Source organism: Rhodococcus sp. T7 (genome assembly GCF_009872365.1).
Lineage (GTDB): Bacteria > Actinomycetota > Actinomycetes > Mycobacteriales > Mycobacteriaceae > Rhodococcus_F.
In genome coordinates, this window is the sequence record NZ_WXYH01000066.1 from 78,026 (window position 1) to 99,534 (window position 21,509).

Consider the following 21,509-nt stretch of genomic DNA (forward strand, 5'->3'; position numbering starts at 1 on the left):
CCTTGTCGTCATGCCCACAGCTGCCCTTCCAGTGCTTCTTCCGCTTCCTCGACCGTACCGCCGTAGGCGCCGGTCGACAGATATTTCCATCCGCCGTCGGCGACGATGAACGCGATGTCGGCGGCGCGTTCGGCCTTGACCGCTTTGCGCGCGACTCCCAGCGCGGCGTGGAGGATCGCGCCGGTGGAGATGCCCGCGAAGATCCCTTCGTTGTCGATCAGTTGCCGGGTGCGGCGGACGGCGTCGGCGGGGCCGACGGAGAACCGTGAGGTGAGGACGGATTCGTCGTACAGTTCGGGGACGAAGCCGTCGTCGATGTTGCGGAGGCCGTACACGAGTTCCCCGTAGCGGGGTTCCGCCGCGACGATCTCGATGCCGTCGACGTGTTCGCGGAGGTAGCGACCCACGCCCATCAGGGTTCCGGTGGTGCCGAGGCCCGCCACGAAGTGGGTGATCTCGGGCAGGTCCCGCAGGATTTCCGGCCCTGTCGTCTCGTAGTGCGCCAGCGCGTTCGCGGGATTGCCGTATTGGTACAGCATCACCCAGTCGGGATGCTCCGCGGACAGCTCCTTGGCCACGGCCACAGCCTGATTCGAGCCGCCACGCGCCGGTGAGTCGATGATCTCGGCGCCGAACATCGTCAGCAGTTGCCTCCGTTCGACGGACGTGTTCTCGGGCATCACGCAGATGAGGTGGTAGCCCTTGAGTTTCGCGGCCATCGCCAGGGAGATGCCGGTGTTCCCGCTGGTCGGCTCGAGGATCGTGGCGCCGGGTGTCAGGATGCCGTCGTTCTCGGCCTGTTCGATCATGCGGAGGGCGGGCCGGTCCTTCACCGAACCGGTGGGATTGCGGTCCTCGAGCTTCGCCCACAGGCGGACCGGCGAGGTGCCGGTCCAGCTCGGCGACAGGCGCGGCAGCCCGACGAGGGGTGTGTCACCGAGGGTGTCGATGAGCGAATCGAACCGCGCCACGGCCGCGATCAGCCTCCGGCGACGGCGGGCAGGATGGTCACGGAATCCCCGTCGGCCACCTCGGTGTCGAGTCCGCCCGAAAAGCGGACGTCCTCGTCGTTGACGTACACGTTGACGAACCGGTGCAGCCGGCCACCGTCGATCAGGCGGTCCTTGATGCCGCCGTAGTTGCCGTCGAGGTCGTCGATGACGGCGGAAAGTGTGGGACCTGTTGCCTCCACCCGCTTTTCGCCGCCGGTATGGGAACGCAGGATGGTGGGGATCGAAACTGTGACAGCCATGGTCGGCTCCTCGGGATGTGGGTGTCTTTCTGCCGCGGGACCGTCGCGAGGGACGGCGTCGTCACTTGTCGGGGACGTCCGCCACCGAGGTGTGGGCGAACTTGTAGCTCTGCACCACGTCGACGGGTTCCTCGGTGACGACGCCGTCGACGATGCGGTAGCTGCGCAGTTCGTGGGCGTCGGGGTCGCGGGTGGAGATGAGCACGTAGTGGGCGTCCGGTTCGGATGCGAAGGAGATGTCGGTCCGGCTGGGATACGCCTCGGTGGCGGTGTGCGAGTGGTAGATCACGACGGGCACCTCGTCGGCGTCGTCCATCGCGCGCCACACCTTCAGCTGCTCACCGGAGTCGAATCGGTAGAACGTCGGCGAACGTTCGGCGTTGATCATCGGGATGTGCCGTTCGGGGCGGTCGGAGTCCTCGGGCCCGGCGATTACCCCGCACGCTTCGTCCGGGTGGTCGGCCCGCGCGTGCGCGACCATCGCCTCGACGAAGTCCGATCGAATCACCAGCACGTCATCCACCTCCGTGAGCGCCATCCTAGGTGCGGACCGTCGACTCGGCCACCGAACAGGGCCGGGACCGCGTCAGGAACGCAGTGCCGAGGGGAACAGTTCGCGGTACGTGGGAATTCCCGCGACCGGGGTGGCGCTGAGGACGGCGTCGACGATGGCCTTCTCCACCACTTCGGCGGCCGCCGTGCAGACGGCGTCGACGACGGGCAGATCGGGCGGGAACGCGTCGGGCACGCCGGCCGGGTGGTGCACCGGATGAATGCCGGTGGCGAGCGCGAAGATCGTGTCGCCGTCGAGCGGCGAATGCGCGGGCCGGATCGCGCGGGCGAGCCCGTCGTGTCCGGCCACGGCGACGCGGCGCATCGCCGCCTTGCCGAGGGCGGCGTCGGTCGCGACGACCCCGATGGTCGTGTTGAGGACGGTGCTTTTGGCCATCAGTTCGCGTGCCGCCGCCACCTCGGCGGCGACCGGCGGCCGGAGTCCGAACGCGGCTGCACCCACGGTGGCGACACCCCACGGCAGTCCGGTCGCCGGGTCGAACACGGTTCCGACGGGATTGGCCACCATCAGCGCGGACACGGTGATGCCCTTCGCCGGACCGTCCGTGATGACGACGCTCGCCGTTCCGACCCCGCCCTTGATCGCCCCCGCGCGCGCCCCGACCCCGGCACCCACCGAACCGGAGAGCACCGTGTGCGACGCAGAATCCGCTGCCCGGTAACCGAATTCGGCGGTGGGACGAGTTCGCCAGTCGCCGACCGGCAGATCGAAGATGACGGCGGCGGGGACGATCGGGACCACCTGATCGGGCTCGCCCATGGCGATTCCGTGACCGTGCTCCTCCAGCCATCGCATGACGCCGTCCGCGGCGGCGAGCCCGTACGCGCTGCCGCCGGTGAGGACGATCGCGTGCACCTTCCGGACGCTGTGGCTGGGGTCGAGGAGGTCCGTTTCCCTGGTGCCCGGCCCGCCGCCGCGGACGTCGACCGCACCGATCGCGCCGTGCGGCGCGAGGACGACCGTGCACCCGGTGGCGGCACCGCTGCCGAGTGCGGCGTCCGGATCGAGTTCGTGGTGGTGCCCGACGCTCAAGCCGACCACATCGACGAGCGAATCGGTGCGGCCCGGCGTCGTGCCCGTCACGGTGCCAGTGCCTGAACGAGCGAGTCCTGCATCCAGGTCAGCCAGTGATAGATGTCGAGGTGCGGTGCGCGGGGATCATTCGGATCGAGTTCGTCGGGCGTGTCGGCGTCGATGCCCAGGTTGGTCCCGAGCGCCAGCCGGACGTCGTTGAGACCGCTGAGCCAGGCGTCGGCCTGCTCCGGCGTGAGCAGAACCTTGCCGCCGTTCTCCGGGACGGTGTGAAGGATGACCGAACCCGCGGCCAGCTTGGCGTCGATGATCTCCGGTTCGTGGAGTCCGCGCAGCGCACCGTTGACGTCGGCCTTCGATTCGGCGCGGATCTCGTCGTCGTCCGGCGCGTCCATGTCGGGGCGGTGGAAGTCGGGCAGCAGCCGGGCGAGGACCTCCTCGTCGGGTGGCGTCGTGTTGCCCGTCCGCATCCCGGTGAGCGCGGCGAGTTCGTCGGCCGGTGCCGACGCCGCCCGCTCCTCGAGGAGGCCGAGGACGGAGGCGACCAGCGATCGCAGCACCGTTGCCTCGTGCTCGTCCATCTCCGAGCGCAGCTTCATGCCCCCGAGCGAGTTCTTCCTGCTCCACATCCGCACGTCGTGTACCGAGTTCCTTACTGTCCGAACGGAAAGTTAGCTGCTGTCCCGCTGCATCGTGGCCCACAGGCCCGCCGCGTGCAGCTTGCGTACATCGTTTTCGACCTTGTCGCGGGAGCCGCTCGACACCACGGCCTTCCCCTCGGAATGCACCTGCATCATCAATTCCGTCGCCTTCGCTTTGCTGTACCCGAAGAGCTTCTGGAAAATGTAGGTGACGTAGTGCATCAAATTCACCGGGTCGTCCCACACGACGGTGACCCAGGGACGATCATTGGCTTCATCGACCTCGACGTCCTCCGACTCTGCAGGGGTGACCTGCGGCGATGCCGGCATGGCATCCACGAATGGAGCTGTCGTCGAGCAATGAGCCATGACACAAGGGTACGACGCTCCACCGCCCGGCGACACCGCGGCTTACAGTGGCCGGGTGTCCAGAGACAGCACCGCCTTGTTCACCGACCAGTACGAGTTGACGATGCTGTCGGCGGCCCTCGCCGACGGTTCCGCCCACCGTCGCTGCAGCTTCGAGGTGTTCGCCCGCCGCCTTCCGGACGGTCGCCGCTACGGTGTCGTCGCCGGCACCGCCCGCCTGGTCGCTGCGCTGTCGAACTTCCGCTTCGGCGAACCGGAACTCGAGATCGTCTCCCGCTTCCTCGACGACGCCACCGTCGCCTGGCTGCGTGACTATCGGTTCAGCGGCGACATCGACGGCTACCGCGAGGGCGACTTCTACTTTCCCGGTTCCCCGATCCTGTCGGTCCGCGGAACGTTCGCCGAGTGCGTGCTGCTCGAGACGCTGATCCTGTCGATCCTCAACCACGACAGCGCGATCGCGTCCGCCGCCGCACGCATGGTCAGCGCCGCCGACGGCCGCCCGATGATCGAGATGGGTTCGCGGCGCACCCACGAGGAATCCGCGGTGGCGGCCTCGCGCGCCGCGTACCTGGCGGGTTTCACGGCCACGTCGAATCTGGAGGCGGTCCGCAGGCACGGCGTGCCCGGTGCGGGCACCAGTGCGCACGCGTTCACCCTGTTGCACACCACCCCGGACGGGCCGGACGAGGCGGCGGCGTTCCGCGCGCAGGTCGCGGCACTCGGAGTCGGAACCACACTCCTCGTCGACACGTACGACATCACCGCGGGCGTCGAGACGGCCGTCGAGGCCGCGGGCCCCGGTCTCGGGGGTGTCCGGATCGACTCCGGTGATCTGGGTGTCCTCGCCCGTCAGGTGCGCGGGCAACTCGACGGCCTCGGGGCGACCGGGACGAAGATCGTCGTGTCCGGCGACCTCGACGAGTACGCCATCGCCGCGCTGCGGGCCGAACCGGTCGACGTCTACGGGGTCGGCACGTCCGTCGTCGTCGGGTCGGGTGCGCCGACCGCGGGAATGGTCTACAAACTCGTCGAGGTCGACGGTATCCCCGTCGAGAAGCGGAGCAGCAACAAGGCGTCGCGGGGCGGCGTCAAGAAAGCGGTGCGATTCGCCCGCGACACCGGAACCCTGGTGGAGGAGGTCGTGTACCCGGCCCACTCCAATGCACCCGGCGCGGCAGGCCTCGAGGCGACAGCACTGCTGGTCCCGCTGGTGCGGGGCGGTGCGACCGCCTGCGGGGCGACTACCCTGGAGGACAGCAGATCCCTCCTGGCGGCGGGCCTCGTCAGTCTCCCCTGGGAGGGTTTGAAGCTCTCCCACGGCGAGCCCGTGGTCCCCGTGCGCTTCGCCGAACCCGAATCCAGGAGGGCACCGTGACCGAGAACACCGACGCCCGGCGGGCACTGCTCGTGGTCGACGTCCAGAACGACTTCTGCGAGGGCGGCTCCCTCGCCGTCGAGGGCGGTTCCGCGGTCGCGGCGGCGATCAGCCGCTTCCTGGCCGGCGCCGAGTACGACGCGATCGCGGCCACCATCGACCACCACATCGACCCGGGCCACCACTTCTCCGAGGAACCGGACTACGTCGACACGTGGCCGGTGCACTGCAAATCGGGAACCCACGGCGCGGAGTTCCACCCGGACCTCGACCGCAGTGGCATCGAGTCGGTGTTCTCCAAGGGCGAGTTCTCGGCCGCGTACTCGGGCTTCGAGGGTACGAACTCCGACGGCCACAGCCTGGAGAAATGGCTGCGTGCGGCCGGAATTACCGAGGTCGACATCGTGGGCATCGCCACCGATCACTGCGTGGTCGCGACGGCACTCGACGCCGTGGCGGCCGGCTTCCCGACGCGCGTTCTCCTCCCCCTCACCGCGGGCGTGGCGCCCGCGACCGTCGAGGCCGCGATCACCGCCATGCGGGCCGCCGGTGTGCGGCTGGTGGGACGCGACGCGGACGTCCCCTCGGACCGCGTGACGATTTCTGACGTAGGTCCCGAGTAACCTGCTCGGGTGCCTGAAAACCTCCCCAACGTCCCCGAGCTGTTGCGCACGGCGGTGCGGTCGCTGGGCGGTGCCGAGCGGTCCAACCAGCTGACCATGGCTTCCGCCGTCGCGCATTCGATCGACACCGGGGAGCATCTGGCCGTCCAGGCCGGTACGGGTACCGGCAAGTCGCTCGCCTACCTCGTGCCGAGCGTGCGGCACGCGGTGCAGAGCGGCAAGACGGTCATCGTCTCGACGGCCACCATCGCGCTGCAGCGTCAGCTGATCGACCGCGACATGCCGCGGCTCGCGGACGCCCTCGCGGGTTCACTCGGCCGCAGGCCGCACTTCGCGATCCTGAAGGGCCGCAACAACTATCTGTGCATGAACAGGATCCACACCGGGACTGCGGAGGAACCGCCGGCCGACGAGCTGTTCGATCCGTTCGCGGTGTCCCGGCTCGGCCGTGAGGTCCAGCGTCTCACCGAGTGGTCCTCGGACACCGAGACCGGCGACCGCGACGACCTGACCCCCGGAGTCAGCGACAAGGCGTGGCGCCAGGTCAGCGTCACGGCCCGCGAGTGCCTCGGCAAATCCCGCTGCCCGGTCGGCGAGGACTGCTTCGCGGAGCGGGCCCGCGCGGAGGCGTCGCAGGTCGACGTCGTGGTCACCAACCACGCCCTGCTCGCCATCGACGCCATCACCGGAATCGCGATCCTTCCCGAACACGACGTCGTGGTCATCGACGAGGCGCACGAACTGGTCGACCGCGTCACCAACGTCGCCACCGCCGAGTTGGCGGCGTCGACGATCAGTGCCGCGGCGCGGCGCGGCGCAAAGCTCGTCGAGGAGCAGGACGCCGATCGCCTCGAGGCGGCAGGCGAGGGCTGGGCAGCGCTGCTCGAGGAGTTGCGGCCGGAACGGTGGGAGGCGTTGCCGCCCGGCGCGGCGCCCGCGCTCGCCGCCGTCCGCGACGCCGCCTGGGCGCTGCGCACGGCCATCGGCCCGTCCCGTCCCGGCATGGCGTTGAGCGACCCGGAGGCGGCCGCCGCCCGCAACACCGCACTCGCGTCGGTCGAGGAGGTTCACGACAGCGCCGTCCGCGTCCTCAGCGCGTTCGACGAGCCGGACCCGGCGAAGCGTCACGACGTGGTGTGGCTGGCCGCCGACGACAACCGCGGTTCGATCCGCCGGGTGGTGCGGATGGCGCCGCTGTCGGTCGGCGGGCTGCTGCGGTCCCGGCTGTTCGCGGAATCGACCGTGGTCCTCACGTCCGCGACGCTGACCGTCGGCGGGTCCTTCGACGGCCTCGCCGTCAACTGGGGGCTTCCCGCGGAGTCGTCCGTCGTGATCGATCCGGCGATGGCCACCGGGTCCGAGGCGCCGTCCGACGCGGGCACGTTGAAGTGGAACGCCCTGGACGTCGGGTCGCCGTTCGACCACGCCCGCGCCGGCATCATCTACATCGCGAAGCAACTGCCGCCGCCGGGGCGGGACGGCCTCTCCCCCGCGTATCTCGACGAGATCGCCGAACTCGTCGAGGCGGCGGGTGGGCGGACGCTGGGATTGTTCTCGTCGATGCGGGCCGCGAAGGCCGCCTCCGAGGCCATGCGCGACCGGCTCGACACCCCGATCCTGTGCCAGGGCGACGACTCGACGGGTGCCCTCGTCCGGGCGTTCGCCGGCGACGAGCCGACGTCGCTGTTCGGCACGTTGTCGCTGTGGCAGGGCGTCGACGTGCCGGGCCCGTCCCTGAGCCTGGTGATCCTCGACCGCATCCCGTTCCCCCGCCCCGACGACCCCCTGCTCGTCGCCCGGCAGAAGGCGGTGGAGTCGCGGGGCGGCAACGGGTTCCTTTCCGTCGCAGCCAATCACGCAGCGCTGCTGCTCGCGCAGGGCGTGGGACGTCTGCTGCGCAGCGTCGACGACAAGGGCGTGGTGGCGGTCCTCGATCCGCGGCTCGCCACGGCCCGGTACGCCGGGTATCTGCGGGCGTCGCTGCCGCCGTTCTGGGAGACGTCGGACCCGGAGGTCGTGCGCAAGGCGCTGGGACGGATCCGCGACTCGCGTCCCTGAACCGCGCTCGTGCCGGCCTGAAACGCTGTCGTGCACTGAGTCGGACAGCGGATCGGTGCGCACCTATGCTCGACCGATGGACCTTGCGATCTCAGTCCGCGGACTCACCAAGAAGTTCGGTGAAGTCCTCGCCCTCGACGGCCTCGATCTGGAGGTGAAGTCGGGCGAGGTGCACGGATTCCTCGGACCCAACGGCGCGGGCAAGTCCACGACCATCCGGGTGCTTCTCGGTCTGCTGCGCGCAGACGGGGGTTCGGCGTCCGTTCTCGGTGCCGACCCGTGGCGTGATTCCGTACCCGTGCACCGGCGGCTCGCCTATGTGCCGGGGGAAGTGAACCTGTGGCCCAACCTGTCCGGCGGCGAGGCGATCGACCTTCTCGGGCGACTGCGCGGCGGACTCGATCCGGCCCGTCGCGCGTCGCTGATCGAGCGGTTCGAACTCGACCCCACCCGGAAGGGCCGCACCTACTCGAAAGGCAACCGGCAGAAGGTCGCCCTCGTGGCCGCGCTCGCCGCCGACACCGAACTCCTCGTCCTCGACGAGCCGACGTCGGGCCTGGACCCGTTGATGGAGGCGGTGTTTCAGGAGTGCATCACCGAATTCGCGCGCGGCGGACGCACGGTGCTGCTGTCCAGTCACATCCTCGCCGAGGTGGATGCGCTGTGCCACGCCGTGACCATCATCCGGGCAGGCCGGACGGTGCAGGCGGGAACACTGTCCGACCTGCGGCATCTCACCCGGACGACGGTGACGGCGACCACCCGGATCAAGCCCAGTCCCATCGGCAACGTCCCAGGTGTGCACAACCTGCAGAAGGGTGCGGACGCGAACACGGTGACGTTCGACGTCGATTCCGATCAGATCGACCCGGTCATGACCACGTTGACGGGGCTGGGCATCGTGTCGATCACCGCCAACCCGCCGACCCTGGAGGACCTGTTCCTCCGCGAGTACCGCGACGAGGTCGAGGCGCTCGGGATCGGACGGCCGCAGTGAGTCAGTTGAGCGGAACGGGTGTGCTCGCCGAATTGGCGGTGCGCACCGACCGGGTCCGGATTCCGGTGTGGACGGTCGCGGTGGCGGGGCTCACCGTCCTGCTCGCGTCCAGTTACTCCACCATCTACCCGACCGCCGAATCCCGGCAGGCCCGTGCCGAACTCATCTCGTCCCCGGCCGCCACCGCCCTTGCCGGGCCGGGCTACGGCCTGGACGACTACACGCTGGGTGCGATGGTCGCCAACGAGATCGCCGGCATGACGATGGTGGCCGTGGCGATCATGTCGGTGCTGCTGGTGACGCGGCATCTGCGGACGGAGGAGGAGACCGGGCGCGCCGAGCTGGTGCGCGCCGGCGTCGTCGGGCGGTACGCGGGGATCACGGCGGGACTGATCTCGGCGGCCCTCGCCAATGTGTTCGTCGCGCTGCTGCTGGTGATCGGGTTGCTCGCCGTGGGTCTGCCGCCGGCGGGTTCGCTGAACATGTCGGCGGGTGTCCTGGTCGTGGGTCTGGTGTTCACTGCGCTGTCGGCGCTGGCGTCGCAGCTCACCGAACACGCCCGCGCGGCAAGCGGTGCCGGGATCTGTGCGGTCGTCGTCGCGTACCTGCTGCGGGCGGTAGGCGATGTGCAGCAGGGACGCAGCGGGAGCCTGCTGACGTGGGTGTCTCCGATCGGCTGGTCGCAGGCCACCCGCGCGTACGTCGACGAACGCTGGTGGCCGCTGCTGATCGGCGTCGTCGCGGCGGCGCTGACCGTCGTGTGCGCGTACGCGGCCATCGGTCGCCGGGACGTCGGGGCGGGACTCCTTCCGCCGCGGGGCGGTCGTGCCGAGGCGTCCCCCCGCCTGACCGGGGTCACCGCGCTCGCGGCGCGTCAGCAACGCGGCCAGATCCTCGCCTGGGGTGTCGGCGTGTTCGCGCTGTCGCTGCCGATCGGTTCCCTCGGCAGGCAGATCAGCGATTTCATCGAACAGGACCCTGATCTCGCACAGCTGCTGCCGGGTGGCGCCGCGGCGGCCGCCGACGGCGCGTTCGCCCTGTATCTGGTGTTCCTGGTGGTGATGGCCGCGATGTACGCCGTCGGTGCCGTCGTGTCGATCCGCTCGGAGGAATCGTCGGGTCGCGCCGAGGAAGCCCTGGCCACCCCCGTGTCGCGGGCGCGGTGGCTCGGTGGCCAGCTGGTCGTGATCGCGGCCGCGGCCGTCGTGATCGCGGTGGCGGCCGGGGTCGGCATGGGGATCACCGCGGCGTTCACGCTGTCCGACGCGGGCGCGCTCGGCCGGCTGATCGGTGCCGCCCTGAACACGGTGCCGGCCGTTCTCGTGATCGTCGGATCGTGCGCGGCCGTCTACGGGTTGATCCCTCGCGCCCTGCCCGCACTGTGGGCGTTCGTGGGCTACGTTCTCGTCGCCGGAATGTTCGGGGAGGTCCTCCCGGACTGGTTCGGGATCCTCTCCCCCTTCCACTACACGCCGGCGCTGCCTGCCGAGAGCTTCTCGGCCGCTCCCCTCGTCGTTCTGCTGCTTCTCGCGGCGGCCCTGTTCCTCGCCGCCGTCGCCGGCTTCCGGCGCCGGGACGTCGGCCCGTAGGCCGTGCCGGGACGAACCCGGACCGGCTCGGTGGAGCCGGTCAGGGGTTCGGCACCGTCACCAGCCCCAGCTCCGACGGATCGACGAGCAACTCGTGGTGCGGAAGCACCCGCACCGTATACCCGACCGACCCGGACAGCGGCAGAGCCAGATCGGCGACGAACAACTCTCCCGACTCGTCCGAGGCCGAGTGGGTCATCGGAACGGTGACGATGTCGGTGAGCTCCTCGTCCGGTCCGGCCTTGCCGATCACGGCCTGCACGGTGACGTCGTCGACGGACAGTTCACCGAGGCGGATACGGGCGCGGAGTACCAGATTCGCTCCGATCTCGGGGGTGTCGGGCAGCCCCGCGCCGTCGACCTGCAGGACCGTCACCGCGGGCCATGCGGCCTCGACGCGTCGACGGAACGCGGCGAGCTCGCGGGCGCCGGCGAAGTTCTCCGCCGCCACCGTCCGGGCCGACGCGGCGGCGGGCGCGTAGTACTGGACGGCGTAGTCGCGCACCATCCGTGACGCCAGCACCTTGGGCCCGAGGTTCTGCAACGTGTGACGCACCATCTCCACCCAGCGCACCGGCAGTCCGTCCGCGCGGTCGTAGAACCTCGGCAGGACGGCGCGCTCGAGCAGTTCGTACAGTGCGCTGGCCTCGAGGTCGTCACGCCGGGTCTCGTCGACGACGCCGTCCGCGGTGGGGATTGCCCAGCCGTTCTCGCCGTCGAACATCTCGTCCCACCAGCCGTCGCGGATCGACAGGTTCAGTCCGCCGTTGAGGGCCGACTTCATCCCCGACGTTCCGCAGGCCTCGAGCGGGCGCAGCGGGTTGTTGAGCCAGACGTCGCAACCCCAGTACAGGTACCGGGCCATCGACATGTCGTAGTCGGGGAGGAACGTGATGCGGTGCCGGACGTCGGCGGCGTCGGCGAACCGCACGACCTGCTGGATGAGTGCCTTGCCGCCGTCGTCCGCGGGGTGGCTCTTCCCGGCGACCACGAGCTGTACCGGACGCTCCTCGTCGAGGAGCAGTGCCCGGAGCCGCTCGGGGTCGCGCAGCATCAGCGTCAGACGCTTGTAGGTGGGCACGCGCCGGGCGAAGCCGACGGTGAGCACGTTCGGGTCGAACACCTCGTTCGTCCAGCCGAGCTCGGCGGACGTCGCGCCGCGTTCGATCCAGGACGCCCGGACCCGTCGGCGCACCTCCTCGACCAGTTTCCCGCGCAGCGCGTTGCGGGTCGCCCACAGCTCCTCGGCGGACAGGTCCTGCAGCCGCTCCCAGCCGCGGGCCTCCTCCACCAGTTCGGGACCCAGGATGCGGGTGGCCAGATCGATCCATTCGGGTGCGGCCCAGGTGGGCGCGTGGACACCGTTGGTGACCGAGCCGATGGGCACCTCTCCGGCGTCGAAGCCGTGCCACAGCGGCTGGAACATCTCCCGGCTGACGATGCCGTGCAGCTTGGACACACCGTTCGCGCGCTGCCCGAGACGCAGGCCCATGTGGGCCATGTTGAACACGGTCGGATCCGATTCGCGGCCGAGTCCGAGGATCCGGTCGATCGTCAGCCCCGGCAGCAGGGACGATTCGTTCGCCCCGTTGTCGCCGCCGAAGTAGTGCCGCACGAGGTCGGCGGGGAACCGGTCGATTCCCGCGGGAACCGGGGTGTGGGTCGTGAAGACGGTGCCGGCGCGGACCGTGGCCAGCGCCTCGTCGAAGTCGAGTCCGCCGGTGGTGACCAGTTCGCGGATCCGCTCGATGCCGAGGAACCCGGCATGCCCCTCGTTCATGTGGAAGACGGCGGGATCGGGCAGGCCGTAGGCGTGGGTGTAGGCGCGCACGGCGCGGACGCCGCCGATGCCGGCGAGGATCTCCTGTTTGATGCGGTGGTCCTGGTCGCCGCCGTACAGGCGGTCGGTGACGCCCCGCATCTCGGCGTCGTTCTCCGCGATGTCGGAGTCGAGCAGCAGCAGCGGGACGCGCCCCACCTGGGCGATCCACACGCGGGCGCGCAGCACCCGGCCGCCGGGGACCGCGACGTGCACAAGGACCGGCGCCCCGTCGGACGACTGCGGCCCGGACTCGGTGAGCAGGCGCAGCGGGAGGCCCTGCGGGTCGTGCGGCGGGTAGTGCTCGGCCTGCCAGCCGTCCGCGGTCAGCGACTGCCGGAAGTATCCCGAGCGGTACAGCAAACCGACACCGATCAGCGGCAGTCCCAGATCGGATGCCGCCTTCAGGTGGTCGCCCGCGAGAATTCCGAGGCCGCCGGAGTAGTTGGGCAGCACTTCGCTGACCCCGAACTCCATTGAGAAATATGCGATCCCGCCGTCCAGCGACACTCCCTTGGCCTGCTGGTTCTGATACCAGCGGGGCCGGGACAGGTAGTCGTCGAGGTCGGCGGCCGCGGCGTCGAGGCGGGCCAGGAACGCGACGTCCTCGGCCAGTTCGTCCAGGCGGGCGGGGTCGACCTCACCGAGCATCCGGACCGGGTCGAACTGCACTTGCCGCCACAGGTCCTCGTCCAGCAATCCGAACAGTTCCTGCGTGGCCGGATGCCACGACCAGCGAAGATTGGTGGACAGCGGGCCGAGGGCAGCGAGCCGCTCCGGAAGGTGGGCTCGGACAGTGAACCGACGCAAGGCTTTCACCTCGCGAACGATAACGCACTGCGGGCGTCGTTGCGCCGTGTCGGCCCGGGTGGACGTCAGATCTGCAATCCGGACAGGAACCGGTCGACTCCATTACGGTTGAACGGGCGGCCCAGCCCACGAGCCGCCGGCAACTTCCGGCTATGGAACGGAGCCCAGTGTGACAGGTCGACTCGGAATCGACGACGTGGAACCGAACGTCGGGTGCGGCCGCTTTCCCGCCAAGGCCGTTGTGGGTGAGGTGTTTCCCGTACGGGCAACCGTGTGGCGCGAAGGTCACGACGCCGTGGCCGCCACACTTGCGGTGCGGGGGCCGCGCACTGCTTCTTCGGGCGGCTCGGCGACGTTCCGGATTCCCATGACCAGCGGTCCGGTGCCCGACACCGTCGACGGCTCCTTCACCCCGACCGGTGAGGGTCTCTGGACGTTCCGCATCGAGGCCTGGAGCGACCCGATCACCACGTGGAAGCACGCGGTCGAGGCGAAGCTGGCGGTGGGGCAGGGTCCGGCCGAACTGGCCAACGACCTCGAGATCGGTGCGCGGTTGTTCGAGCGTGCCGCGAAGGGCGTCCCCCGCGCGGACCGTTCACGGCTGACCGGGGTCGCGGCGTCGCTGCGTTCCGACCGTCACCTCTCCGAGCGGGTGGCTCCGGCGTTCGGATCGGACGTGACCGAACTGCTCCGCGCGCACCCGCTGCGCGAACTGGTGACGAAGAGCGAGGCGCACACCGTGCTCGTCGATCGCACGCGTGCCCTGTTCGGGTCGTGGTACGAGTTCTTCCCCCGATCCACCGGGGGCCGGGACGAGAACGGCAAGCCCCGCCACGGGACGTTCGCGACGTCCGCTGCGGCCCTTCCCCGCATCGCGTCGATGGGTTTCGACGTGGTGTACCTGCCGCCGATCCACCCGGTCGGAAAGGTCAACCGGAAGGGCCCCAACAACACGCTGACCCCGGGCCCCGAGGACGTCGGTTCGCCGTGGGCGATCGGCTCGGACGAGGGCGGCCACGACGCGATCCATCCCGAACTCGGGACGATGCGCGATTTCAAGGCGTTCATCGCTGCCGCCAAGAAGCTGAACCTGGAGGTGGCGATCGACCTGGCCCTGCAGGCCGCACCGGACCATCCGTGGGCGAAGGAGCACCCGGAATGGTTCACCGTCCTCCCCGACGGCACCATCGCCTACGCCGAGAACCCGCCGAAGAAGTATCAGGACATCTACCCGGTCAACTTCGACGACGACCGCGACGGCATCTACGCGGAGGTCCTGCGGGTCGTGCGGCACTGGGTTGCGGCGGGCGTCAAGATCTTCCGGGTCGACAACCCGCACACCAAACCTGCGGACTTCTGGGAGTGGCTGATCGCCGAGGTCAAGAAGACGGATCCGGACGTCCTGTTCCTGTCCGAGGCGTTCACCCGTCCGGCGCGACTGTACGGTCTCGCCCGCCGCGGGTTCACGCAGTCGTACACGTATTTCACGTGGCGGACGGCCAAGTGGGAGTTGACGGAGTTCGGTAAGGAGATCGCCGCCAAGGCCGACGAGGCGCGTCCCAACCTCTTCGTCAACACCCCGGACATCCTGCACGAGAGCCTGCAGACCGGCGGCCCGGGCATGTTCGCGCTGCGCGCCGCGCTGGCGGCAACCCTGTCGCCCACGTGGGGCGTGTACTCGGGATACGAACTGTACGAACATGTTCCGGTGCGTCCGGGCAGTGAGGAGTACCTCGACTCGGAGAAGTACGAGTTGCGCCCCCGCGACTTCGAGGGAGCGGCCGCCCGCGGCGAGTCACTGGAACCGTGGATCACCGCGCTCAACCGGATTCGCAGGCAGCATCCGGCGCTGCAGCAGTTGCGCAACATCCATTTCCACCACGTCGACAACGACGCCCTGATCGCGTACTCCAAGTTCGACGCCACCACCGGCGACGCCGTGCTGACGGTGATCAATCTCAACCCGTACGGCGCCGAGCAGGGCAACGTGTGGCTCGACATGCCGGCGCTGGGCCGCGACTGGCACGACCACCTGACCGTGCTCGACGAGGTCACCGGGGAGCAGTATCACTGGGGGCAGACCAACTTCGTGCGCCTCGAACCGTGGCGGGCCGTGGCCCATATCCTGGCACTACCGTCGATTCCCTATCCGGCCAGAACGAAGCTGGCCTACCGCGGAGGTACATAGTGACCGTCGAACCGCCTGTCGCCATCGCACCCGACGCCGCCGACCTGGACCTGCTGGCCCGGGGCGAGCATCACAACCCGCACTCGATCCTGGGTGCCCACCCGCATCCCGAGGGCACGGTGATCCGTGCCCTGCGCCCCTACGCGGAGGCAGTCGACGCCGTCATCGGTGGGACGAGTTTCTCGCTGGAGCACCTCGCGCACGGTGTGTGGGGGGCGCTGGTGCCGTACCGGGATCTGATGGACTACCGGCTGTCCACGACGTGGCCGGGTGGTCACAACGACGTCTCCGCCGACGGCTACCGGTTCCTGCCCACGCTCGGCGAACTCGACCTGCACCTGTTCGGCGAGGGTAGGCACGAACGGCTGTGGGAGATCCTCGGCGCGCACCGCCGCCGCTACGACACGCCCGACGGCACCGTCACCGGCACCTCGTTCGCCGTGTGGGCTCCCAATGCCCGCGGGGTGAGCGTGATCGGCGATTTCGACGGGTGGAGCGGCCGGAACTTCCCGATGCGGGTGCTCGGATCCACCGGGGTGTGGGAGTTGTTCGTCCCCGGCATCGAGGTCGGCGACCTGTACAAGTTCCGGGTCCACGGCCCCGACGGCACTGTCCGCGACAAGGCCGACCCCATGGCCTTCGCGACGGAGGTCCCTCCCGCGACCGCGTCCCGGGTGTCGGTGAGCACGTACGAATGGAACGACGCCGACTGGCTGGCCCAGCGGGCGGCCACCGAACCCGCACAGTCCCCGATGAGCGTGTACGAGGTTCACCTCGGGTCGTGGCGGCCCGGGCTGAACTACCGCGAGATGGCCGAGCAACTCGCCACCCACATCACGGAGACGGGGTTCACGCACGTCGAACTGCTGCCGGTCGCCGAGCACCCGTTCGGCGGGTCCTGGGGATACCAGGTGACGTCGTACTACGCGCCCACGTCACGGTTCGGCTCCCCCGATGACTTCCGGTGGTTCGTCGACCACCTGCACGCCGCCGGCATCGGCGTCATCGTCGACTGGGTTCCCGCCCACTTCCCCAAGGACGAGTGGGCGCTGGCCCGGTTCGACGGCACACCGCTCTACGAACACAGCGATCCCCAGCGCGGCGAGCAACTCGACTGGGGAACGTACGTGTTCGATTTCGGGCGACGCGAGGTCCGCAACTTCCTCGTCGCCAACGCGCTGTACTGGCTCGACGAGTTCCACGTGGACGGTCTGCGCGTCGACGCGGTCGCGTCGATGCTGTACCTCGACTATTCGCGGCCGGAAGGTGGCTGGACACCGAACATCCACGGCGGCCGGGAGAACCTGGAGGCAGTCGCGTTTCTGCAGGAGACCAATGCCACGGTCCACAAGCAGCACCGTGGGGTCGTCACCATCGCCGAGGAGTCGACGGCGTGGCCGGGTGTCACCCGTGCGACCAACGTCGGCGGTCTCGGTTTCAACATGAAATGGAACATGGGGTGGATGCACGACACCCTCGGGTTCCTGGCGCACGACCCCGTCCACCGCAGCTATCACCATCACGAGATCACGTTCTCCCTGATGTACGCGTGGAGCGAGAACTATCTGCTCCCCATCAGCCACGACGAGGTGGTGCACGGCAAGGGCACGCTGTGGACGCGGATGCCCGGCAACGACTGGTCGAAGGCCGCCGGCGTGCGGGCCCTGCTGGCGTACATGTGGTCGCACCCCGGCAAGCAACTGCTGTTCATGGGTCAGGAGTTCGGGCAGACCGCGGAGTGGTCCGAGGAACGCGGACTCGACTGGTATCAGCTCGACGACCCGTACACCGGCGGCTTCCACCGCGGTCTGCTCCGGCTCGTCCACGACCTCAACGCCACGTACCGCGAGCACCCGGCACTGTGGACGCTTGACACGTCACCGGGCGGGTTCTCCTGGATCGACGCCAACGACACCGCGAACAACGTCCTGAGCTTCCTGCGGTACGGCACCGACGGGTCGATTCTGGCGTGCCTGTTCAATTTCTCGGGCTCCGCGCACGCGAATTATCGTGTGGGCTTGCCAGAACGGGGTGAATGGCGTGAAATTCTCAACACCGACGCCGAGGTCTACGCAGGATCGGGTTGGGGAAATCTCGGTGCGGTGACGGCAACTTCGCAGCCGTGGCACGGCCGTCCCGCCTCGGCAGAGGTGGCACTGCCCGCGAACGGCGCGATCTGGATGAGTCTGGAGCGTTGATGAAGGCACGGCCTTGCTGATCCGACGTCGGCTGTGGGCTGCGAGCTTGGGCGTTCTGGCCGCGACTGCGGTCGTGCTGTCGGGGTGCGCGCGTTCGGTGGACGGCGAGGCCGCGTCCATCTACGACGATCCGTTCAAGGTGGCGGGCCTCGATGCCACGTCGGGGCCAAGCGGTGCCCGCAAGGGCGCACCCGACGCCGGCCTTCCCGTCACCGGCACCGACGGCGGGGAGATCGACACGATGGCCGCCAACGCGGTGAGCGACATCGAGAGTTACTGGCGCACCGAGTTCCCGGCGCTGTTCCAGCGCAAATTCGAACCGGTGGAGGAGCTGATCTCCTGGGATCCGCGGGATTCGGACGGCCCCCGGTTCTGCGGAGACAGCACCGAGGAACTCCTCAACGCCGGCTACTGCAGCACCGACCACACCATCGGCTGGGACCGGGCGCTCCTGCTGCCGGAGGTCGTGGAGAAGTTCGGCGTCGTCGCCGCCGTCTTCGTGCTGGCGCACGAGTACGGGCACGCCGTCCAGACGAAGGCGGGAATCGCCGACGAGAACGTGGGCGGCGGGATCGTGCGGGAACAGCAGGCCGACTGTTTCGCGGGGGCGTTCATGCGGCACATCGCGGAAGACAAGGCGCCCCATTTCACGCTGAACACGTCGGACGGGCTGAACAAGGTGCTGGCGTCGGCGGTGGCGATCGGTGACACCGACCCGAACGATCCGGACAACGTGCACGGCTCGGCGTTCGAACGTGTCACCGCCACCCAGATCGGGTTCACGGACGGCCCGGCAGCGTGCACGCGCATCGACGAGAAGGAGATCGACTCGCGGCGCGCGGATCTGCCGCAGCGGTTCGCCGACGACAGCGACGACGGTGAACTTCCCGTCACCGACGAGTCCGTCGAGGCGTTCTTCACGTCGTTCCAGCAGATATTCGATCTCAGCGATCCGCCCACGCTGCAACTCGACGGCGCCGACCTCGGCTGCGCGGACGCCGACGTGACGGAACCGGTGTCGTACTGCCCGGCCACCAACACGATCGGGGTCAGTGTCGACGCCCTCGCCGAACGCGGCACACCGGGACGCCCGGGCCGCCGTGAACTGTTCCAGACCAAGCTCACCGGCGACTACAACGCGTACGTCCTTCTCGCCTCGCGGTACACCCTGGCGCTGCAGCGGGACCGGGGCGACGATCTGCACTCACCGCAGACCGCGCTGCGGGCCGCCTGCCTGTCCGGGGTCATCACCGGCGCACTGAGCCCGGCGAGTCCGGCCACGCTGGCGGAAGGCAGCGTGTGGTTGTCCCCCGGCGACCTCGACGAGGCCGTGTCGGGGCTTCTCACCGACGGACTCGCCGCGAGTGACGTGAACGGGGAGACCGTGCCGAGCGGGTTCTCCCGGGTCGACGCCTTCCGCACCGGCGTGCTCGGCGGCGAGCAGGCCTGCGAGGGCCGGTACCGCTGACCGGTCGCCGGCTCAGATCTCCCGGTAGCCCAGCGCCGCGGAGATCCGTCCGGCAGCCCGGCACACGACCGGCACGAGGCCGCGCATCCGCTCGTCGGGCATGTACGGGCTCGTGGCCGACACGCTGATCGCTCCGACGATCGCGCACGACGCGTCCCGCACCGGGGCCGCGACGCAGCGGATTCCTGGTTCGTTGTCCTCGAGGTCCATGGCCGCCCCGATCCGCGCGTAGTCCTCCATCCGCTTACGGAAGTCGGCCTGCGCGCCGTGTCCGCGGGCCGGGGGTCGCGGAGCCTGCGCGGCGTCGCTCTCGTACAGCGCATCCCAGCGCTCGGCCGAGTCGAGCAGCAGGGCCTTGCCGACCCCTGCGCGGGTCAGCGGCATCCGGTGACCGATGCGCGAACGCATCTCGGCACCGCGCGATCCGGGCAGCTTGTCCAGGTACAGCACCGAGCCGCCGTCCTCGACCGCCAGGTGCACGGTGTCGTGCACGTGCGCCGACAACTCCTCGAGGATCGGGCGTGCGACGACGGGCAGCGGGTTGCCGTGGAGGGCTTTGAAACCGAGTTCGATCAGCGTCGGGCCGAGGGTGTAGCCGCGACTCCCGGTGCGCAGATACCCCTCGTGGACCAGCAATTGCACGAGTCGGTGCGCGGTGCTGCGTCCCAGCCCGGTGTGGTCGACGACCGCACGGAGATCCTGCGCGCCGTCGGAGACGGCACGGATGACGGCGAGCCCCCGGGCCAGTGTCTGGGTGCCGGGGGGAATGTCGTTCGTCGGTTCGGTCACACCCCCACTGTCCCACATATAGGGACCTCGTTCGTCATTATGGGATTCGCGTCTGATAGTGGTTTGCGTGATCCAGAACACCCCCGACATCTCACCACCGCGCCTGATCGCCCTCGACTGGGGCACGTCGTCGCAGCGCGCCTGGCTCCTCGGCGACGGCGGCCGCATTCTGGACGTTCGCAGGCCCGACTTCGGACTGCTCGGCATGACCGGGGACGACCCGGAATCGCGCACCCGCGCCTACGAGGCCGCGTTCGACGAGGCCTGCGGCGACTGGATCGCGGACGCCCCCGATCTCCCCGCGATCGCCTGCGGCATGGTGGGCAGCGCCCAGGGCTGGCGTGAGGCCGGCTACCTGACGACGCCGACCGATCTCGCCATCGGCGCCGGCGACCTGACTGCGGTCTCCCACCCCCGCGGAGTTCTGCACCTCGTGCCCGGCCTGCGCGTCGCCTCCGCCGCCGACGGTTCGGTGCCCGGCGACGTGATGCGGGGCGAGGAGACGCAGATCATCGGGGCCCTGGGCCTGCTCCCGCCGACCGACGGTCCACTGACCATCGTGCTCCCCGGAACGCACAGCAAATGGGCACGCGTCGAGGACCACAAGATCGTCTCGTTCGCCACGGCGATGTCCGGCGAGTTGTACGGCCTGGTGATGGAGCACGGCATCCTCGGCCGCACCGCAACCACCGGGGTGCGGGACGACGCCGCCTTCGGTCGCGGCCTCGCCACGGGAACGTCGGTACCGTCCCGCGGATTGCCCGCCGAGTTGTTCGGGGCGCGGGCGTTCGTGCTCGACGGACTCCTCGATCCGGCGTCGCTGCCCGACTACGTCTCCGGCGTGATCATCGCCGACGAGGTCCGGCACCTCCTGCCCCACTACGCCGCCGGGCACCGAATCCTGCTGTGCGGAAACGCCGATCTCTGCCGTCGCTACGCGGCGGGACTGCGCGTCCACGGCGTGGCCGCCGACATCGTCGCCGAGGAGGCCGCCGCGCAGGGTTTGTGGCGCGTGGCGATCGACGCGGGACTGCTCGACCCGGACGCATCCACCATTCCCGAGAAGGAGGCCCTGTGAGCACCTCTGCCACCACGACGACCACCGGATTGATCGCCATCCTGCGGGGCATCACCCCGGAGGAGGTCGTCACAGTCGGTTCCGCCCTCGTCGACGCCGGCTTCACGACGATCGAGGTCCCCCTGAACTCCCCGCGGCCGTTCGACTCGATCGAGCGGCTGGCGACGGCCGTCGGCGACGTCTGCGTCGTCGGCGCCGGCACCGTCCTCAGCGTCGACGACGTGATCCGCTCCGATGCGGCCGGGTCCCGGATCATCGTCTCCCCCAACAGCGACGTCGAGGTCATCGGCGCTGCCGTCGCCCGGAACCTGCACCCGTACCCGGGAGCGGCCACCCCCACCGAGGCCTTCAGCGCAGTGGGTGCGGGAGCGCGCAGCATCAAACTGTTCCCCGCCGACTCGGTCGGGACTGCGGGGATGCGGGCGTGGCGGGCCGTCCTGCCCGCGGAGGTCGAACTGCTCCCCGTCGGCGGCGTCGACCGGACCAACCTCGCCGAGTGGGCCGCCGCAGGCGCGGGCGGCGCGGGACTCGGCACCTGCCTCTACCGGCCCGGCGACAGCGCCGGCACCGTCCGCGACCGCGCCCTCGCCTTGATGAACATCTGGTCGGCTGAAGCCGCCTGAACCGACACCGACGACGACCGGGG

At 69.6% G+C, this 21,509-nt stretch carries 18 protein-coding genes; 10 read left to right on the forward strand and 8 right to left on the reverse strand.

Going from position 1 to position 21,509, the window contains the following annotated elements; genetic code table 11:
* Positions 1–8: 8 nt before the first annotated feature.
* The 6 genes from MLGJGCBP_RS09295 to clpS all read right to left on the reverse strand — a co-directional run bounded on the left by MLGJGCBP_RS09295 (position 9) and on the right by clpS (position 3,868).
* Positions 9–971, reverse strand: a complete 963-nt coding sequence (locus MLGJGCBP_RS09295) for a PLP-dependent cysteine synthase family protein (protein WP_160094995.1) — start codon at positions 969–971, stop codon at positions 9–11.
* Between the two features lie 8 nt (positions 972–979).
* Positions 980–1,252, reverse strand: a complete 273-nt coding sequence (locus MLGJGCBP_RS09300) for a MoaD/ThiS family protein (RefSeq protein ID WP_072947006.1) — start codon at positions 1,250–1,252, stop codon at positions 980–982.
* A 61-nt stretch (positions 1,253–1,313) separates the two neighbouring features.
* Complete coding sequence (locus MLGJGCBP_RS09305; protein WP_236580991.1) at positions 1,314–1,733, reverse strand: Mov34/MPN/PAD-1 family protein; 420 nt, start codon at positions 1,731–1,733, stop codon at positions 1,314–1,316.
* A gap of 105 nt (positions 1,734–1,838) precedes the next feature.
* Complete coding sequence (locus tag MLGJGCBP_RS09310) at positions 1,839–2,909, reverse strand: P1 family peptidase (RefSeq protein WP_087561055.1); 1,071 nt, start codon at positions 2,907–2,909, stop codon at positions 1,839–1,841.
* Entirely contained in the window at positions 2,906–3,493 is a 588-nt protein-coding gene (aosR, locus tag MLGJGCBP_RS09315) for an oxidative stress transcriptional regulator AosR (protein WP_087561056.1), read from the reverse strand. Before aosR ends, MLGJGCBP_RS09310 begins: the two co-directional genes overlap by 4 nt.
* 36 nt (positions 3,494–3,529) lie before the next feature.
* Positions 3,530–3,868, reverse strand: coding sequence for an ATP-dependent Clp protease adapter ClpS (gene clpS / locus MLGJGCBP_RS09320; protein ID WP_201453005.1), 339 nt, complete (start codon positions 3,866–3,868; stop codon positions 3,530–3,532).
* On the opposite strand from clpS, the gene MLGJGCBP_RS09325 reads away from it, so the two are divergent.
* The 5 genes from MLGJGCBP_RS09325 to MLGJGCBP_RS09345 all read left to right on the forward strand — a co-directional run bounded on the left by MLGJGCBP_RS09325 (position 3,867) and on the right by MLGJGCBP_RS09345 (position 10,513).
* Positions 3,867–5,246: a nicotinate phosphoribosyltransferase gene (locus tag MLGJGCBP_RS09325; protein ID WP_160094997.1), complete on the forward strand. Its 1,380-nt coding sequence runs from the start codon at positions 3,867–3,869 to the stop codon at positions 5,244–5,246. The genes clpS and MLGJGCBP_RS09325 overlap by 2 nt on opposite strands.
* Positions 5,243–5,869: a nicotinamidase gene (locus MLGJGCBP_RS09330; RefSeq protein ID WP_160094999.1), complete on the forward strand. Its 627-nt coding sequence runs from the start codon at positions 5,243–5,245 to the stop codon at positions 5,867–5,869. The genes MLGJGCBP_RS09325 and MLGJGCBP_RS09330 overlap by 4 nt, the downstream gene beginning before the upstream one ends.
* Positions 5,870–5,878: 9 nt before the next feature.
* The gene (locus MLGJGCBP_RS09335) at positions 5,879–7,927 is read left to right on the forward strand and encodes an ATP-dependent DNA helicase (RefSeq protein ID WP_160095001.1); all 2,049 of its coding nucleotides are present in this window, start codon (positions 5,879–5,881) and stop codon (positions 7,925–7,927) included.
* A gap of 76 nt (positions 7,928–8,003) precedes the next feature.
* On the forward strand, positions 8,004–8,924 hold the full coding sequence (locus MLGJGCBP_RS09340) for an ABC transporter ATP-binding protein (protein ID WP_160095003.1): 921 nt from the start codon (positions 8,004–8,006) through the stop codon (positions 8,922–8,924).
* Entirely contained in the window at positions 8,921–10,513 is a 1,593-nt protein-coding gene (locus tag MLGJGCBP_RS09345) for an ABC transporter permease (RefSeq protein ID WP_236580988.1), read from the forward strand. The genes MLGJGCBP_RS09340 and MLGJGCBP_RS09345 overlap by 4 nt, the downstream gene beginning before the upstream one ends.
* 40 nt (positions 10,514–10,553) lie before the next feature.
* On the opposite strand, the gene glgP is transcribed toward MLGJGCBP_RS09345, so the two are convergent.
* Positions 10,554–13,151, reverse strand: coding sequence for an alpha-glucan family phosphorylase (gene glgP, locus MLGJGCBP_RS09350; RefSeq protein ID WP_087561061.1), 2,598 nt, complete (start codon positions 13,149–13,151; stop codon positions 10,554–10,556).
* A gap of 160 nt (positions 13,152–13,311) precedes the next feature.
* Here glgP and MLGJGCBP_RS09355 point away from each other — a divergent pair, with 160 nt between their 5' ends.
* From MLGJGCBP_RS09355 to MLGJGCBP_RS09365, 3 genes are read left to right on the forward strand one after another with little or no spacing between them, the layout of a single operon-like run.
* Entirely contained in the window at positions 13,312–15,330 is a 2,019-nt protein-coding gene (locus MLGJGCBP_RS09355) for an alpha-1,4-glucan--maltose-1-phosphate maltosyltransferase (protein ID WP_160095005.1), read from the forward strand.
* The gene (gene glgB / locus MLGJGCBP_RS09360) at positions 15,330–17,528 is read left to right on the forward strand and encodes a 1,4-alpha-glucan branching protein GlgB (RefSeq protein WP_087561063.1); all 2,199 of its coding nucleotides are present in this window, start codon (positions 15,330–15,332) and stop codon (positions 17,526–17,528) included. Before MLGJGCBP_RS09355 ends, glgB begins: the two co-directional genes overlap by 1 nt.
* 16 nt (positions 17,529–17,544) lie before the next feature.
* Positions 17,545–18,996: a neutral zinc metallopeptidase gene (locus tag MLGJGCBP_RS09365; RefSeq protein WP_442972085.1), complete on the forward strand. Its 1,452-nt coding sequence runs from the start codon at positions 17,545–17,547 to the stop codon at positions 18,994–18,996.
* A gap of 12 nt (positions 18,997–19,008) precedes the next feature.
* Here MLGJGCBP_RS09365 and MLGJGCBP_RS09370 read toward each other — a convergent pair whose 3' ends face one another.
* Positions 19,009–19,785, reverse strand: coding sequence for an IclR family transcriptional regulator (locus MLGJGCBP_RS09370; RefSeq protein WP_236580989.1), 777 nt, complete (start codon positions 19,783–19,785; stop codon positions 19,009–19,011).
* Between the two features lie 67 nt (positions 19,786–19,852).
* Between MLGJGCBP_RS09370 and MLGJGCBP_RS09375 the strand changes: the two genes are divergently transcribed.
* Positions 19,853–20,863 (forward strand): 2-dehydro-3-deoxygalactonokinase, encoded by a 1,011-nt coding sequence (locus tag MLGJGCBP_RS09375; RefSeq protein ID WP_160095009.1) that lies wholly within the window; start codon positions 19,853–19,855, stop codon positions 20,861–20,863.
* Entirely contained in the window at positions 20,860–21,486 is a 627-nt protein-coding gene (locus tag MLGJGCBP_RS09380) for a 2-dehydro-3-deoxy-6-phosphogalactonate aldolase (protein WP_160095011.1), read from the forward strand. Before MLGJGCBP_RS09375 ends, MLGJGCBP_RS09380 begins: the two co-directional genes overlap by 4 nt.
* The last annotated feature ends 23 nt before the right edge of the window (positions 21,487–21,509 follow it).